This window comes from Microbacterium sp. SCN 69-37, assembly GCF_001724435.1.
GTDB classification, from domain to species: Bacteria; Actinomycetota; Actinomycetes; order Actinomycetales; family Microbacteriaceae; genus Microbacterium; species Microbacterium laevaniformans.
Genome location: NZ_MEEL01000001.1, coordinates 1 through 15,005, shown reverse-complemented (window position 1 = coordinate 15,005; position 15,005 = coordinate 1). Strand labels below are relative to the sequence as shown.

Annotated in this window: 12 protein-coding genes; 8 read left to right on the top strand and 4 right to left on the bottom strand. The window is 65.9% G+C overall.

What is annotated here, in order from left to right; translation table 11 throughout:
• The 3 genes from dhaK (at position 1) to ABS64_RS00050 (ending at position 2,460) form a co-directional block, all read left to right on the top strand.
• The gene (dhaK, locus tag ABS64_RS00060) at positions 1-996 is read left to right on the top strand and encodes a dihydroxyacetone kinase subunit DhaK (protein ID WP_068751136.1); all 996 of its coding nucleotides are present in this window, start codon (positions 1-3) and stop codon (positions 994-996) included.
• Between the two features lie 191 nt (positions 997-1,187).
• Positions 1,188-1,907 carry an MIP/aquaporin family protein gene (locus ABS64_RS00055; protein WP_042540857.1) on the top strand — a complete coding sequence of 240 codons (720 nt, stop codon included), beginning with the start codon at positions 1,188-1,190 and terminating at the stop codon, positions 1,905-1,907.
• Between the two features lie 133 nt (positions 1,908-2,040).
• Positions 2,041-2,460 (top strand): heme-binding protein, encoded by a 420-nt coding sequence (locus ABS64_RS00050; protein WP_042540859.1) that lies wholly within the window; start codon positions 2,041-2,043, stop codon positions 2,458-2,460.
• Positions 2,461-2,673: 213 nt separating this feature from the next.
• Here the strand turns inward: ABS64_RS00050 and ABS64_RS00045 are convergent.
• Positions 2,674-3,568 (bottom strand): IS5 family transposase gene (locus tag ABS64_RS00045; RefSeq protein WP_156145919.1). Its coding sequence is split into 2 segments (ribosomal slippage): positions 2,674-3,216 and positions 3,218-3,568, totalling 894 coding nucleotides; the frame shifts between segments, so codons are not numbered across the junction.
• A 46-nt stretch (positions 3,569-3,614) separates the two neighbouring features.
• Positions 3,615-3,938 carry a hypothetical protein gene (locus tag ABS64_RS00040; RefSeq protein WP_292679891.1) on the bottom strand — a complete coding sequence of 108 codons (324 nt, stop codon included), beginning with the start codon at positions 3,936-3,938 and terminating at the stop codon, positions 3,615-3,617.
• Positions 3,939-4,014: 76 nt separating this feature from the next.
• On the opposite strand from ABS64_RS00040, the gene ABS64_RS00035 reads away from it, so the two are divergent.
• Both ABS64_RS00035 and ABS64_RS00030 read left to right on the top strand, forming a co-directional pair.
• Positions 4,015-4,275: a hypothetical protein gene (locus ABS64_RS00035; RefSeq protein ID WP_292679889.1), complete on the top strand. Its 261-nt coding sequence runs from the start codon at positions 4,015-4,017 to the stop codon at positions 4,273-4,275.
• A gap of 283 nt (positions 4,276-4,558) precedes the next feature.
• Positions 4,559-5,548 (top strand): TM2 domain-containing protein, encoded by a 990-nt coding sequence (locus ABS64_RS00030; protein WP_292679887.1) that lies wholly within the window; start codon positions 4,559-4,561, stop codon positions 5,546-5,548.
• A gap of 16 nt (positions 5,549-5,564) precedes the next feature.
• Here the strand turns inward: ABS64_RS00030 and ABS64_RS00025 are convergent, their stop codons facing one another.
• Together ABS64_RS00025 and ABS64_RS00020 are read right to left on the bottom strand one after the other, a co-directional pair.
• Positions 5,565-6,611: a DUF2510 domain-containing protein gene (locus ABS64_RS00025; protein WP_292679885.1), complete on the bottom strand. Its 1,047-nt coding sequence runs from the start codon at positions 6,609-6,611 to the stop codon at positions 5,565-5,567.
• 209 nt (positions 6,612-6,820) lie between these two features.
• Positions 6,821-9,868, bottom strand: coding sequence for an AAA family ATPase (locus tag ABS64_RS00020; protein WP_292679883.1), 3,048 nt, complete (start codon positions 9,866-9,868; stop codon positions 6,821-6,823).
• Between the two features lie 190 nt (positions 9,869-10,058).
• On the opposite strand from ABS64_RS00020, the gene ABS64_RS00015 reads away from it, so the two are divergent.
• The 3 genes from ABS64_RS00015 (at position 10,059) to ABS64_RS00005 (ending at position 14,925) form a co-directional block, all read left to right on the top strand.
• Positions 10,059-10,403 (top strand): hypothetical protein, encoded by a 345-nt coding sequence (locus ABS64_RS00015; RefSeq protein WP_292679882.1) that lies wholly within the window; start codon positions 10,059-10,061, stop codon positions 10,401-10,403.
• Between the two features lie 368 nt (positions 10,404-10,771).
• On the top strand, positions 10,772-13,888 hold the full coding sequence (locus ABS64_RS00010) for a BPTD_3080 family restriction endonuclease (RefSeq protein WP_292679880.1): 3,117 nt from the start codon (positions 10,772-10,774) through the stop codon (positions 13,886-13,888).
• The gene (locus tag ABS64_RS00005) at positions 13,888-14,925 is read left to right on the top strand and encodes a site-specific DNA-methyltransferase (RefSeq protein WP_292679878.1); all 1,038 of its coding nucleotides are present in this window, start codon (positions 13,888-13,890) and stop codon (positions 14,923-14,925) included. Before ABS64_RS00010 ends, ABS64_RS00005 begins: the two co-directional genes overlap by 1 nt.
• Positions 14,926-15,005: the final 80 nt, after the last annotated feature.

Sequence of the window (15,005 nt, the reverse complement as noted above, 5' to 3'; positions counted from 1 at the left end):
ATGAAGAAGTTCATCAACGACCCGAAGGCGTTCGTCCCGGAGATGCTGAAGGGCCTGGCCCTGGCGAACCCCGACACGCTCACGTACGACCCGAAGTACAACCTCATCGTCCGCGCCGATGCGCCCAACAACGACAAGGTCTCTATCATCCAGGGCTCCGGCTCCGGCCACGAGCCCGCACACGTGATGATTGTCGGCAAGGGCATGCTGGACGCCGCCTGCCCCGGTGACGTGTTCGCCGCCCCGCCCACCGATTTCGTCGTCGAGGCCGCACGCCGCGTCAAGAGCGACAAGGGTGTGCTGCTGCTGGTGAACAACTACACCGGCGACAAGATGGCATTCGAAATGGCAGAAGAGCTCGCTGCCGCAGAGGGCATCAAGGTGCGCACCCTCTTCATCGACGACGACGTCGCGGTGAAGGACTCGCTGTACACCATCGGTCGCCGCGGCGTCGCCGGCAACTTCTTCGTCATTAAGGCCGTCGGCGCTGCCGCTGAGGCCGGCAAGGACCTCGACGAGATCGTCCGGATCGGCGAGAAGGTCAACGCCGTCACCCGCACCATGGGCGTGGCGCTCACCGCCTGCACCCCGCCCGCCAAGGGCGAGCCGCTGTTCGAGATCGGCGACGACGAGATCGAAGTCGGCATCGGTATCCACGGTGAGCCCGGCCGTGCACGTCAGAAGTGGGTCCCGGCGAACGAGATCGTCGACCTGCTTCTGGAGCCCATCGTGAGCGACATCCCCTACAGCAGCGGCGATGACGTCGCGCTGATGGTGAACGGTCTCGGTGGCACCCCCATCAGCGAGCTGTACCTTCTGTACGGCATCGCACACGAGAAGCTCGCGGCCCAGGGAATCACCCCAACCCGTAGCTATGTCGGCGAGTACTGCACCTCGCTGGACATGGCGGGCGCGTCCATCACGCTTGTCAAGCTTGACGACGAGATTCGCGAACTTCTCGAGGCTCCCGCGGAGATCCCGATCCGCACCTTCTGAGGAGCCCCCCGCTGTTCGGCGTAGGTCGCGCTGCGCCGCACAGTCCCGTACCGAGCGCGCCCGGGTAGACCGCGATTGACCTTCCACCTTCTACCCGGGCGCCGCCCCCTCGCACCACCATCTGTGACCACGCGCACCCGAGCGCGTGGTTTGACCTGCGCGGACGCAGACGTCCGCGGAAAGGAAACACCATGGACCTCGGATTGATCTTCCTCTCCGAAACGGTCGGAACGGCCCTGCTACTTCTGCTGGGTTGCGGAGTCGTCGCCAACGTCTCCCTCATCAAGAGCAAGGGTCTCGGATCAGGATTCCTCGCGGTCAGCATCGGTTGGGGTCTCGCCGTCTTCGCTGGAGTCACGGCATCGTACTCCTCGGGCTCGCACCTCAACCCGGCCGTCAGCATCGCCCTGCTGATCCTCGGAAACATCACATTCGTGCAGTTCCTCGTCTACATTGCCGCTCAGCTCGTCGGTGCCATGCTCGGAGCGCTCCTGGTCTGGATCACATACCGGCGCCACTTCGACGAAGAGCCCGACCCCGCCACGAAGCTCGGCGTCTTCTCGACCGGTCCTGCCATCCGTGCCTACGGCTCCAACCTCGTCACGGAGGTCATCGGAACGTTCGTCCTCGTGTTCGGCATCCTCGCCTTCACCAATGGAGGCACCCCCGCGGAACTCGGCGCCCTGCCCGTCGCCTTCCTGGTCATCGCTATCGGTATCAGCCTCGGCGGCCCCACCGGTTACGCCATCAACCCCGCGCGCGACCTCGGGCCTCGCATCATTCACGCCATCCTCCCCATCAAGGGCAAGGGCACCTCCGACTGGGCGTACTCCTGGGTGCCCGTGGCCGGCCCGCTCATCGGAGGCGCGCTCGCCGCCGCGCTCTCCATCGCACTGCTTCCCGTCGCCTGACGGGAACTTTCAACCCCTCGGCCGGCCCATGTCTGTCAGGCCTTCATCGGGGCCGGCCGAGGCTCCACCCCAGTCGTCGCTCACGCGACGCCTAACACCCGCAACACCTGACCTTCAATGAAGAGGAGACACCATGTCGAACCCCAAGATCCAGGACACCATCACCCTTGAGGACGCTCGCCGCGTCATCGATGCCGCCATCGCGCGCGCTGAGGAGATCGGACAGCCCCAGGACATCGCCGTCGTGGACGCCGGAGGCAACCTCAAGGCACACGTGCGGATGGATACTGCGAACATCGGCAGCATCCACATCGCCATCAACAAGGCGTACACGTCCATCGCTTTCCAGACCCAGACCAAGGACCTCACCGAGGCAACGCGCCCGACGGGCGACCTGTACGGACTCAACGACGCTCACGGTGGCCGTATCGTCGTGTTCCCCGGGGGCATTCCGCTGGTCCGCGACGGCGTCATCGTCGGAGCCATCGGAGTGTCCACCGGTAGCATCGAGGAAGACCAGACTGTGGCTGAGGCCGGAGCCGCCGCACTCTGACTTCGGACCGCACGAGCTGGCGCCGATCCCTGATGAGCGGTGTCCGATCTCACGAGAACCTCAACTCCACCCAGCCGTCAGCACAAGACGGCCAGCAACGCTAGTCAATCGGGGTAGCGACGGTCGCCTCCCACAGCTCGCCAGCCGGGAGTACGGCGTCTTCCAACGGTGCCGCCCGCACGCCCACGAACCCCGCGCCTGCATCGACACCGACTAGGGCGTGTCTGACATTGCCTTTGTCCAGGCGATGACGGCGTTGAGGACCACGGCAGCGCGGTAGATGACGGCGTGTTTGTCGAAGCGGGTGGCGAGGCCGCGCCATTGCTTGGTGTGGCAATAGCGGCGCTCGATCACATTGCGGTTCTTGTAGTCGGCGGCGTCAAGCCCGACCGGCCTGCCGCCGCGTGACCCGCGACGCTTGCGATGCCCCTTCTGATCGTCGGGTTCGGGGATCACCGCCTTGATCCCGCGAGAGCGGAGGTGCCCGCGGATCGCGCGTGATGAGTACGCCTTGTCACCGCGGACCGCGTCCGGACGAGTTCGCGGCCGGCCAACGTCCCGGTCAACGCGCAGCTGCGCCATGAGCGGCAGGAACATCGGGGAGTCGCCGGCCTGCCCCGGCGTGATCAGCGTGACCAGTGGCAGCCCGTTGCCGTCGACGAGTTGATGGATCTTCGTCGACAGCCCGCCGCGGGAGCGGCCGATGCCATGATCAGGCGGCTCGATCAGCAGATTCGTGTAGTTCGACCCAGCCCCCTGTGGTGCGAGTCGTGTTCGTCGCGTGCTGATGCGCGCGGGCGACGGTCGAGTCCACCGACAGCGACCAATCGATCAACCCCGCCGCGTCGGCCGCGGCGGTCAGCTTCGCCTGCACCTTGTCCCAGGTACCGGCGGCGGCCATCCGGTGATGCCACGTCCACACCGTCTGCCACGGCCCGAACACCTCGGGTAAGTCCCGCCACGCGATCCCGCACCGGTACCGGTAGATGATCGCCTCGACCATCAGCCTCGCGTCAGAGAACTTCCGCCCCGGCCGCCCGGTCGGACGCGGCAACATGTCCTCGATCAACGACCACTGAGCATCCGAGAGCAACCGAAACCTAGACACGCGTCGAGACTCTCAGCCTGAGCCGTCAACCTTTGTCAGACACGCCCTAACTGGACTTACGCGTCGGCGCTTGTTCGACGGCGCCGCGCCAGACCCAGCAGCGGAACTCCTTGTTGTCGGCACGGAAGCGAATGGCGACGGCATTGCCCGTCCACATGCACGCCTCAGCGTCGACGACAACGGGCGTTGGCCCGAAACGCACCCAGGCGCGAACACGCTCCGGGTTGGGGTCGGTTGTGACGGCAAGCTTGTCGAGCTGGAGTTCAATCGCTGTCAGCGTTTGGAGCGGGCCGTCGCGGGTGATCCGGTCGAGGATGCGCTCATTCATGCGCGCGTCGATAGAGTCCGCATAGCGGCGATTCGTGCCCATCCGCGTCGCCTCCGCTCCCGCTGCGCACCGATCTTGGCCTATCGATTCTAGAACTTATGTTCTAGACTTTTCACTCATGAAGACGTCACTCATCGAACAGGAAGCCACGATCTGGCTGGTCGATGAGGTGCCCTCGCGCATGTACTTCGCGGGACGCCGGTGGCGGGTGTCAGACACTCCCACGCGGCTTCGCGACTCCATCTGGGGCCATACGGCTGCCCCCGCGCACGGGCTGTACGGCTGGCGGTTTCAAGCGACGGATGCCGACGGTGAGAGCCTCATCTTCGACGTGCACCCGTCCGAAACCGGCTGGCACGTCCACCACACCTACGCATGAGAGCCCGATCGCCAGCAGGAAGAGCTGCGCACGTGTGTTCCGAGCATTCAGCCCGCCGACCGCTGCGAGGGTGCCGTCGGACCCTCGGCCTAGACTGATTTCTAGGCCGAGTTGATGGATGCCCGGCCGTCAGGCTCAAGAAGCTCGGGGGTGCAGCTTGTCCAACATGCCGCCACCCCCTCCGCCGCGCCGAACGCCTCCACCGCCGCCACCGCAGGCGCCCCTGCCACCGCCCCCACCGCCGCGCATACAACCGCCCCCTCCCGCCGGGGCGCCGTACCGCGTGGCCGTCACGCAGCCCGCCGCGCCGCGTCAGCATCCGGTTCCAGAGGGCACAAAGAGCTACGTGGTCGCACTTCTCCTCTCGTGGACGCTGGGGATGTTCGGTGCCGATCGCTTCTATCTCGGAAAGACACGCTCCGCCCTCGTCAAGCTCTGCACAATGGGCGGATTCGGGTACTGGTGGCTTATCGACCTAATCATCACCTTGTGCGGCGGCGCCCGAGACCAGTGGGGGCTGCGGCTTGAGGGCTACGACAGGAACAAGAAGAAGGTCTGGATCGTCATCGGGTGGGTCTACGGCGCAGCCTTCGCGATCGGCCTGGTATCTGCAGCCGTGATGGCCTCTTTCGACCGAAACGGTCCCACGCAGTTCGGGTGGCTCGCAATATCCATCTTGGCCGGCGGCGCCGCCGTCACCGGCCTGATCCTCTGGCTCCGCCAACGCCGGAAGGGTAAGAAGCCTGCCAAGCGCAAGCGTCAGGCCGACCCCGTTCCGTCACGCGTGCAGGCCCAAGTGGATCGACTTGCCGGACTGCGTCAGCTCTATGTCATCCACGCGGCGAGCGGCAACCAGTCAGCCGTCGCGATCATCGCGCAGATCGACTCGATGAGCACCAACGTCTACGAGTTGTTCCAGCGCCTCAGCGTGAAATCTGACAAGTCGCAACGCAACCTCGCGAGCATCGAGTACGAAGACAAGCTCAACAAGCTCGCCGCCGCGCTCGACCGCGAGTATTTGCTGGACATCATCGCCAATCCCCACCTGTGGGACGAACCAGCCCAGCGCATCCATGCTGTCGAGGACGCAATGGCGGCGGTTGACGGACAGCTCCTGCGAAACATCCGTGACGTGAATGCGCATCGCGGACTCGTCTTCGAAGTCGCCCTCGATGGCCTGATGGGCCCGAAGGGCGAGATGGACAGCTGGCAGCGCGACTTCGATAAGGCAGCGGGCACACACGGAATCCGGCGCGAGGACTCACAAGACTAGGCCCGCCGCGACACGCTCAGGCGCGGTGCCCCGTCCAGCCCTGACCGTCCCACCAGCGCAGGCGGCCTGATCCGTCGTCGTACCACCCGGCGGGCGTCGCAGCCTTGGCCACCGGAACCCGCTCCTCTGCGAGGCGGTCAGTCCAGGCGTGCCCGTCCCACCAGCGATGCTGTCCTGAGCCATTGTCGTACCAACCGGCTGTTGCCGGCTCGATCGCTTTCGTCCTCTGGGCCGCCTTCGCGTCGACGACAGCGTTGATCCGATCAGCGAACTCCTGCGGCGTGAGCGCAGCCAACTCGCTTTGCCACCGGAGCAGCGCATCGTCGCCGTCCTCGATGCGTGCGCGTGAAATCAGCCGCCACTGCTCTTCGCTGAACGCTCGGGCCAGCAGCATCGCACGGACACGCTCCTGCCACTCCGCGCTACTCATGCTGACAACGGGCTGCTGATGAGCCGCCACGACGGAGCTCGCTGGAGCGCTCTCCGACGCACCTGCGTACACCGCGGCCTCACCCTGCGCGGCACGCCCGCGGCTGTCGGCGAAGTGATCAGTCCACTCCTGGCCATCGAACCAGCGATGACGACCCGAGCCGTCGTCATACCAGCCAGCCGGCGCCGATGCCCGACGCAGGTCATCCTGGACGTGCTCCGTCCATCCCTGCCCATCCCACCACTGCTGTCGACCCGCGCCGATGTCATACCAACCCGCCGGCGCAGAAGCGCGGGGCGGCGGGGCTGCCGCAGCGTTTCGACGCGCTTCAGCGCGTTGCCATTCCTCCTCGCGGCGACGCTCCTTGCGACCACTGATAGCGCCTGCCGCAGAGACCGCCGCAACCGTCAGGCCGACGAGCGCGAGCCCCGCAAGCGCACCACCAAGACCGAGGCCTGAGCCGTCCCCAACGCCGGACTCGTCTTCGTCGTCGGAAACCTCGAAAAGCTCCGCGTGCCCGATGAGCTTGTTGTTATCGTCACGAAGCGTGCCGCGATAGGCCCCGTCGGTGTCTCTGGAAAAGTCGAGGTGCGCGCCGTCGGGAACCTCAGCCTCCAGCCTCTTCCTCGCCATGCTCTCCTCCTTTGACCAGCCTCAACCCGCGGAGTGAGCCCAGCCCCCAGTCGCCCTGAGGGAAGTCTATGCTCGACGATCGATGACAGCCGGACGCGAACTGAATAATTGGCGGTTTCAAGCGGCGGATACCGACGGCGAGAGTCTCATCTTCGACGTGTGCCCGTCCGAAACCGGCTGGCACGTCCACCACACCTACGCGTGACGGTCTAGAACCGCGAGATGGCACTCGTTGTCGCCGCGCCCCTGAACGGGCGGTCTACCTCGGCCAGCGCCGCGCGGGCCCGATCCTCCCCCACCCGGATCTCCGGAGGCAGCGCCGCGCGCAGATGCTGCTCGGCGATCGCCGCGTCGCGGACTTCGATCCGGTGCGCGTAGTCGGCCGACAGCTCCCGCAGTCGGACCTGCACGTCACGCGTCGACGGCGCACCGTCGGCGCGAAGTCGGCGGATCTCCTCAGCAGCCTTGGTTGCCTGGCGCTCCGCCCGCGCGGCGATGATGTCGATGTTCGGCTGCGCGCCGAACGGGCGACGCGACCGGTCGCTCCACGCGGCCGCGGCCACCGATAGAGCGGGCCGAGCCGCTCGCCCCAGCTCGATCCGGGCGGCCCCGCGAGAATCGTCGAGCGAGACCTCCATGCGGTTTCGCATCATGTTGTCGGCGATCTGCTCCCTGGCGCTGGCCGCGTCGCGGGCGATAGCGATCGCCTCATTGCGCAGCCGGCCACGCGTCATGCCGACGTAGAGGCCGGCCGCATCCACGCCCGGCCCGACGACGGCGGCATCCGTCGTTTCACCTTGGATGCCGTGCACGGTCGACGCATATGCGAGGTGGACGTGCTCGGCGACGTAGTCACGGCTCACGTGTCGGACGTCGCCGCTGTCGGTGAGGCTGACCAGTTCAACCTCGTCCGGCCGGATGCGGCGCACCGTCCAGAGTGCCCGGTTCTCGACTCCCAATCCGCGGTCGTTCAGACGGGTCTGCACGACGTCGCCTTCGAGGAGCCGCTGCTCCCCCTGCCCGGCCGCGACGCGCCGGGGGTCGAGTTGTCCTCGCTGGACGCGCCGCTCTTGGATCTGCTCGTTGATAGCGGTCGCCTCGTCGTTCGTGCTCGTGACCAGCGCGACCCGTTTGCCGTCGCCTGCCCACCGGAAGTAGGCCGACACCATCGCGGCCCGAGCCGCGTCGGCATCCACGACGCGCTGGATGAGTCCACGGCCCTCCAACTCGCCGGCGACGCGGGCTGCATCGTCGACGGATGCCGGTTCGCGCATACGCAGCGTGAGCTCCGCGTATGTGGGGTCATGGAAGCGGTGGACAGCGGTGAGTTCGACAACGGCGGTGGCGCGCCTCGTGAGGCAGGCCATCGCTCCGGCATGGCCGACGGGCATGGCCTGCAGGTGGTCCCCCACCATGGCGATGCCGGCACCGGACTCCTGCGCGAGGGCAGCGAGTGCGTTCGCCGTGTGCAGATCGACCATCCCCGCCTCGTCGACAACGATGCGATCCCCCGGCCGCAGTGGGTAGAGGCGCGGACCCGCATAGACGCGTCCGGTGCTGGCATCCGTCTCCCCCGCTGCCAATCGCGACCAGGTCTCGGCACCGGCCGCGTCGCGCCCCCAGCGCCAGCCGTGGTCGGCGAGGAGTGCGTGCAGGCTGATCGCGGTCGCGCCGATCTCGCGGCCGGCGACCGTGGCCGCCTTCTTCGTCGGCGCGACGACGATCATGCCGCGACCCTGCTGCTTCAGCGCGATGCGAACCACGCGCAGCAGGGTCGTCTTTCCCGTACCGGCCGGCCCGGTCACCGACACCAGCCGGTCACTCCCCGCAATGGCTGCGGCGGCTTCGATCTGCCCGTCGTCGAGCCGCTCGTCGCGCGCGAGGAGCAGGTTGCCGATGTTCGCGATGTCGTCGCTGTCGAAGCGGATACCTTCGTGCGTGAGCGTTTCGAGGCGCTGGGCGAGGTCGACTTTGATGGCCGCGGTGGATGCCGCCATGTAGGCCTTGACGTGCTGCGGCCGCTCACCGTCGTCGGTGAGTAGGTCGACGGTGAGCTGCCGGGCGCGCGCGGTGACGTCTTCGATGAGCTCCTGCAGGTGGGCTCTGTCGCTCACGATCCCCGACGCGGCGATGGCTCGGGTGGCTCCGGCTCGCACGTCGTATGCGGAGAAGCGTCCGCCGCATCCGGTCGATCGCGCGTCGGCATCCACGATCGCCCTCGCCGCCAACAGGTCACGATCGAGCGCACCGATCGGGACCGGGGCCATCTCAGCCGGCGCTCGGTCGCCGAGCACATCGCCTGCGACCTCGGCGATCTCGACTCGGATCCGCTTCTCCCACTCGCCCTCTTCGAGATCTGACGGTTTCTGTGGTCGCCCGGTCGCCCACGCGCGCCTGTCGATCTGCTGCAGCACCGCGTGGTCGGGCTCTTGTCCCGGGTGCGTCTCGCGCCATTCGGCGAGCAGGCGGGCGCGGTGCGTTTCGATCTGGGTTGAGCGGCGCGACAGGGGGCGCACGAGGGAGGCGAGTTCGGCGATCTCACCCTTGTCGTCGAGGCGGTATCCGTGCGCGGCGAGCGCGCGCAGCCACTGCGGGTCGGTGCGTGCGGCAAGTTCGCCTTCTGCGTTGATGAGTGTGTGGAGCTTCATCGCGACGCGGGAGTCGACGTTCGACCACTTGCCGTCGCGTCCTTGGACCTTGACGTTGAGCCACAGGTGACGGTGGATGTGCGGGTCGAGTGCCCGTGAGCGGCGGTGCTGGAGCTCGACGACTTCGATGCGGTGAAGTGATTCGCGGATGCGGCCGCCGGCGCCGCGCCGCGCGTTGAGCTCGCGCTGCCAGGTGGTGATGATGGTGTGTCGCAGGCGGTCTTGAAGCGCCTCGAACTCCGCGGCGAGGTCGGGATGCAGGAGTGCGGCGATGCTGTAGGACTTGGGCGCGTTGATCGTCCCGTCGAGGATCAGGTCGGCCGTCGGCAAGGTGAGTTCGCGGCCGCGCTGTTCGTCGGTGATCGGGTCGTGACCGTCTACCCAGCGCCGCAGTTCCTCCGCGTCGAGCATGTCGACGGTGACACCACCGTCCGCGACGGTGAACCGTTGCACGCCTCCCCCGCCCACCCCGCTGTACCCGGCGAGCGCGTCGACACCGGTCACCGCGCGCAGGTGTGAGTCGCAGCTGCCCTTGAGCGCGTAGGCCATCGCCTGCCGGACCCCTTGCGACCCGGCACCCCGCTTCCACCGCTCGAGGCCACCGCGCATGGCTTCAGAGTACGCCGATTAGGTCTAAGTAGCGAGTGCTTACACAGAAAGTGCCTGCGTGCATTCTTCATTCGCTGACTCCTCGCGCTACAGTCTGTGAGCGCAGCCAATAGATGCATCGGACCGGGGACTTGAGCGGATGTACGTCATTGCAGGCCTAGTGCGATCCAGCGTCCTCTACGCAGCTCTGATGGCAATCGTGGGCGTTGCCCTCGGCACTCTTGGCGGCGACATTGCCACGGCCCTCGGCTTGGTCTATGCCGTGTTGCTAGTTGCGCATTCGGTGTTCGTGAGCCTGACGAGTCGCCGTGGCGCGCGCCACCTGCGACAGAACGTGTTCAACGCTGGCGGCGGCGCGCTCGGCGCTGACATCAGTCGCCCGTTCCGCGGGCTAACGGCACTCGTTGGGATGCGCAAAGTAATCGACTCAAAGGGCCTTCAGAAAGTAATGTCCTGGACCGGGCAGTGGGTGCATCTGATCTGGTCAGTCCTGCTGTCTGCGACTTGTGCGGCGATACTCTTCGCCTGGAGGTAGTCGCAAGGATCGATCCCCACAGTCCCTCTCCCCTTCGCTGTCGCACCCCGCGCGGGCCCTCGATGGTCGCCGGAGCCAGCGTGCGCTTACTCCATCTTCGCGAGAACTTCTGGTCACTCCCTTAGTTTCGACTCAGGCATGCTCCGCCAGCACAGCCCCGGATCCGGAGTCAATCAGCCCCGATTCGCACTACGCCGCCAGGTTGGCCCCTTCGTTGATGCACTCTGCCAGCGAAACGCCACTCCACCCACCATCAACGGCATCCGGACGTTTCCGAACCGCCCATCCGGTCAGCGACTTGGCAATGCGCTCTGCCAGGATGGGGTTGGCGCCGTCGTGTCCACCGGGTGCCGCCCAGGGGAGGTTGAGTGTCCGACGTCAGCGCATCGCTGTCAAACCCGGTGCTGAACTCCGCGTACGACGAACCGACCCGCCACTTTGAGATGGGCGACCAGGGCCCGACCGGGAACATCGTCGAGTCACGACGCCCCAGTGAGTTCTTCATCCCGATCCCGAAGCCGAAGAAGGGTCGCGGACGCAACGCACCCGCACCGACACTGGACTTCGGCAGCCTCACCGACGAGCGGGTCGAGAAGAACGACAAGATCGATCAGCTCCGCGACGCGCTGCGCGATTGGCGCCGCCAGAATTACCCCGGCGTGACCGCTATCAGCCGCAAGCTGCTGCTGCACTGGTCTGACCCGAGCCGCGAAGACCGGATCCTCTTCGCCCAGCGTGAGGCAGCTGAGACCGCGATCTACCTCGCCGAGGTTGTCGGGCGTGGCAAGTACGACCGATCGAGCCTCGCCGGTATCGACTGGCGCGATACGCTCGCCGCCGCCAATGCCGAACACAACGCAGGCCTCCCACGCGTGGCGCTGAAGATGGCGACCGGCGCCGGAAAGACCATCGTGATGGCGATGCTCATCGCCTGGCACACCCTCAACAAGGTCAACCAGCCGCAGGATTCGAGGTTCGTCAAGCGGTTCCTCATCGTCACGCCTGGCATCACGATCAAGGACCGCCTCAAGGTTCTCCAGCCGACCGAGCCGCTCGACGTGAACTACTTCGATCTGCGTGGCATCGTCCCCCAAGACCTCCGCGCCCAGCTCAACCAAGCCGACGTGCACATCGTAAACTACCACCAGTTCATGGCACGCACGACCTCGGCGGGCAAAGGCATCAGCGCGAACACCCGCAAGCTGCTGCTGGCTGGTAAGTCCGACCAGGGCGCGTTCACCGAGACGCCGCAGATGGTCGTCACCCGCGTGCTCGACAAGCTCGGCCGCGACAAAGGCGAGATCGTCGTCTTCAACGACGAAGCGCATCACTGCTACCAGCCCAAGGACCTCGACGAGAAGGTGGATGCCGATACGAAGGAGGCCAACGAAGACGCCCGCGTGTGGTTCCGCGGCCTGGTCGACATCCGCAAGTATGGCAACCGCGGCAAGGAGGGCATCAAGACGATCTACGACCTCTCTGCGACACCGTTCTACCTGAAGGGATCCGGCTACGGGGAAGGGTCGATCTTCCCGTGGGTGGTCAGTGACTTCGGTCTCATGGATGCCATCGAGTCGGGCATCGTGAAGGTGCCCCGCCTGCCCGTTGATGACAACGCACAAGGCGACCTGGTCACGTACCTCCACCTCTACGAGCAGGTGAAGGACGACCCGGGCTGGCCGAAGAAGGTGTCGCTGTCCGCATTGCCCGCACCGGGCACGTGGAACATGCCCGCAGCACTCGAGGGCGCGCTCCTCTCGCTCTACAAGAGCTACGAGGCCGCCTACGCCGACTGGGAGCAGCGGCTCAAGTCGCTCGATGAGCCGCCGCCGGTGATGATCGTGGTGACCCCGAACACGCTCGTCTCCAAGCTCGTCTACGACTGGATCTCCGGCTACGAGGTCACCGACGGCGACGACGTGCGCCTGGTCAAGGGCAGCCTGCCGCTGTTCACGAACATCGACAACGACCAGCACATCGCGATCCCGCGCACGATCGTGGTCGACTCGAAGCAGCTCGAGTCGGGTGAGTCGATGCGCGACGACTTCAAGAAGGCCGCAGCCGACGAGATCGAGGCGTTCAAGAAGGCTTACCGCACCTCCAACCCGGGCGCGGATGCCGACAAGCTCGACGACTCCGATTTGCTGCGCGAGGTGATGAACACCGTTGGCAAAAAGGGCAAGCTCGGCGAGCACGTGCGCTGCGTCGTGTCGGTCGCGATGCTCACTGAGGGGTGGGATACCAACACCGTCACCCACATCCTCGGCGTGCGCGCTTTCGGCAGCCAACTGCTGTGCGAGCAGGTCGTTGGTCGCGGGCTGCGCCGCCGCTCCTACGCCCCCGACCCCGAGACGGAACTGTTCCCCGCCGAATACGCGAACGTCTACGGCATCCCGTTCTCGTTCATCCCGTCGGACAAGCCGGTCGACCCACCGAAACCGCCCGAGCCGTCGATCCGCGTGAAAGCGCTCGACGAGCGCGCGCACTTGCGGATCGACTTTCCCGTGCTCTCGGGCTACCGAGTCGAACTGCCCGATGCGCCTCTCGTCTTCGACCTCGATGCCGCCGACCATCTCACGATCAGTGGCAGCACTGTCCCCAGCTGGGTCGAAGCTGCCGGCATCGTTGGGCAAGCCGAGCGCATCGAAGGAATCAAGGAGGCACGTGTGCAGGAGGTCGCCTTCGGCATCGCGAAGCGCACCCTCCGATTCCTGTTCCCCGACGCTGACGACCGGCGCCCATGGCTGTTCCCGCAGCTCGTTGCGTTCGCCCGAGATTGGATGCGCGAGAAGGTGCACGTCGAGTCCGGATACACCGTCGGGTTCCTCACTCTCGCCGAGCCGCAGCAGCTCGCCGCGGAGGCCATCGGCCACGCGATCGCACGCCTCGAAGATGAAGCCCGCCGTGGGCTCATGCGCCCCATCTTCGCGTTCGGAGAGCACGTCCACAGCACGGATGCCGTGTGGTTCGACACCCGCAAGAAGGTGTTCGAGACGACCCACTCGCACGTGTCGCACGTCACGCTCGACGGCAAGGACGGCAACACGTGGGAAAGGCGCATCGCGCAGGTGTGCGAGACGCTCGTAGGCGAGGGACTGCTGACGAGCTATGTGAAGAACGACCACCTCGGCTTCGAAGTTCCCTACGTGCACCAGGGCCGCAGCCACGTGTACCTCCCCGACTTCCTCCTGCGCCTCGCGCCTGTGGATGGTGAGGACTTCTCGCGCACGCTCATTGTCGAGGTATCCGGCAGCCAGAAGAGCCCCGGGCCCACGAAGGCGAAGGCGAATACCGCCCGCAACATGTGGTGCACCGCCGTGAACAACCATGGCGCCTTCGGCCGCTGGGGCTACCTCGAACTCGGCAAAGCCGGCGTTGACGATGCCGAGCACGTGCTCCGCCGGGCGATCGCCGAGCACATCACCGACCACCCGATCGTCGGCGACCCCGATCTACTGTCCCGTCTCATCTTCGAGGGAGTCTGATGGCCCGCCCCCGCCAGCCCAAGGGTCCGACCCAGGTCACGGCCTACGACCACGACGAGACCCGGTCGAACATCCCGACCGCGGATGCCGCGGCAACCTTCTACGACGAGAACAAGGACTCGCTCCCGCCGTTGCGCTACCCGCGCAATCCCGACCTCGACCCGCAGCTCGTCTGGAAGGGCAAAGACGCACAGGACGGCGAAGACCTCGTCGTTGACGCGCCGCCGATCTACATCCAAGAGAAGATCGCACCGCAGGCCCTCATCCAGAACCTCCGCAAGCGTTCGCAATCGGCGGCTGAGCCTGCCGAAGCCACCCTCTTTGACTTCGAGGATTTCGACACTCTCGACGACCTCAGTCAGGTCGAGTTTTACCAGCACGAGGAGTCCTGGAAGAACCGCATGATCCTCGGCGACTCGCTGCAGGTCATGGCCTCGCTGGCCGAGCGCGAAGCGCTCCGGGGCAAGGTGCAGATGATCTACATCGACCCGCCGTATGGAATCAAGTTCGGGTCCAATTGGCAGGTGCGCGCGTCAAAGCGGGACGTCAGGGACGGCAGGCTCGACGACGCAGCCCGTGAGGCTGAGCAGATCCGCGCCTTCCGCGACACATGGGAACTTGGGATCCACTCCTACCTCAGTTACCTCCGCGACCGGCTCATCGTGGCACGAGACTTGCTTACCGAGTCAGGGAGCGTGTTCGTCCAAATTGGGGATGAGAATGTGCATCTCGTGCGGAGCCTGCTGGACGAGGTGTTTGGCGCAGAGAACTTTGTCAGCCAGGTGATCTTCCGGAAGACCACAGGCAAGGGCGGGGAACTCCTCGACAACACCTACGACGTGATCCTGTGGTTCTCGAAGGACAAGACTCAAGTTAAGTACCGACAGGTGTATGTGCCCCGCGACTACATCGATGATCCGAATATCCGATTTCTTGAGCAGGCGGATGGCCTGCGGCGATCAATGTCGAAAGACGAATCGAGTGGCCGCGCGCCCCTTCCTCCCGATGCTCGGGCATATCGGGCTCTTCGCAGTTGACGGTGTAGACGTCCGGGCCGCGTCGCTGTCGGGATAGGGGTCGAGGTCTTCCAGGATGGAAGTTCCTACGCTCACCGTCC

Coding starts and splice junctions, on each gene's coding strand:
- ABS64_RS00020 (WP_292679883.1), bottom strand. CDS start 9,868: ATGCGCGGTGGCCTCGAGCGGTGGAAGCGGGGTGCCGGGTCGCAAGGG.
- ABS64_RS00015 (WP_292679882.1), top strand. CDS start 10,059: ATGGCAATCGTGGGCGTTGCCCTCGGCACTCTTGGCGGCGACATTGCC.
- ABS64_RS00050 (WP_042540859.1), top strand. CDS start 2,041: ATGTCGAACCCCAAGATCCAGGACACCATCACCCTTGAGGACGCTCGC.
- ABS64_RS00055 (WP_042540857.1), top strand. CDS start 1,188: ATGGACCTCGGATTGATCTTCCTCTCCGAAACGGTCGGAACGGCCCTG.
- ABS64_RS00035 (WP_292679889.1), top strand. CDS start 4,015: ATGAAGACGTCACTCATCGAACAGGAAGCCACGATCTGGCTGGTCGAT.
- dhaK (WP_068751136.1), top strand. CDS start 1: ATGAAGAAGTTCATCAACGACCCGAAGGCGTTCGTCCCGGAGATGCTG.
- ABS64_RS00005 (WP_292679878.1), top strand. CDS start 13,888: ATGGCCCGCCCCCGCCAGCCCAAGGGTCCGACCCAGGTCACGGCCTAC.
- ABS64_RS00040 (WP_292679891.1), bottom strand. CDS start 3,938: ATGGGCACGAATCGCCGCTATGCGGACTCTATCGACGCGCGCATGAAT.
- ABS64_RS00025 (WP_292679885.1), bottom strand. CDS start 6,611: ATGGCGAGGAAGAGGCTGGAGGCTGAGGTTCCCGACGGCGCGCACCTC.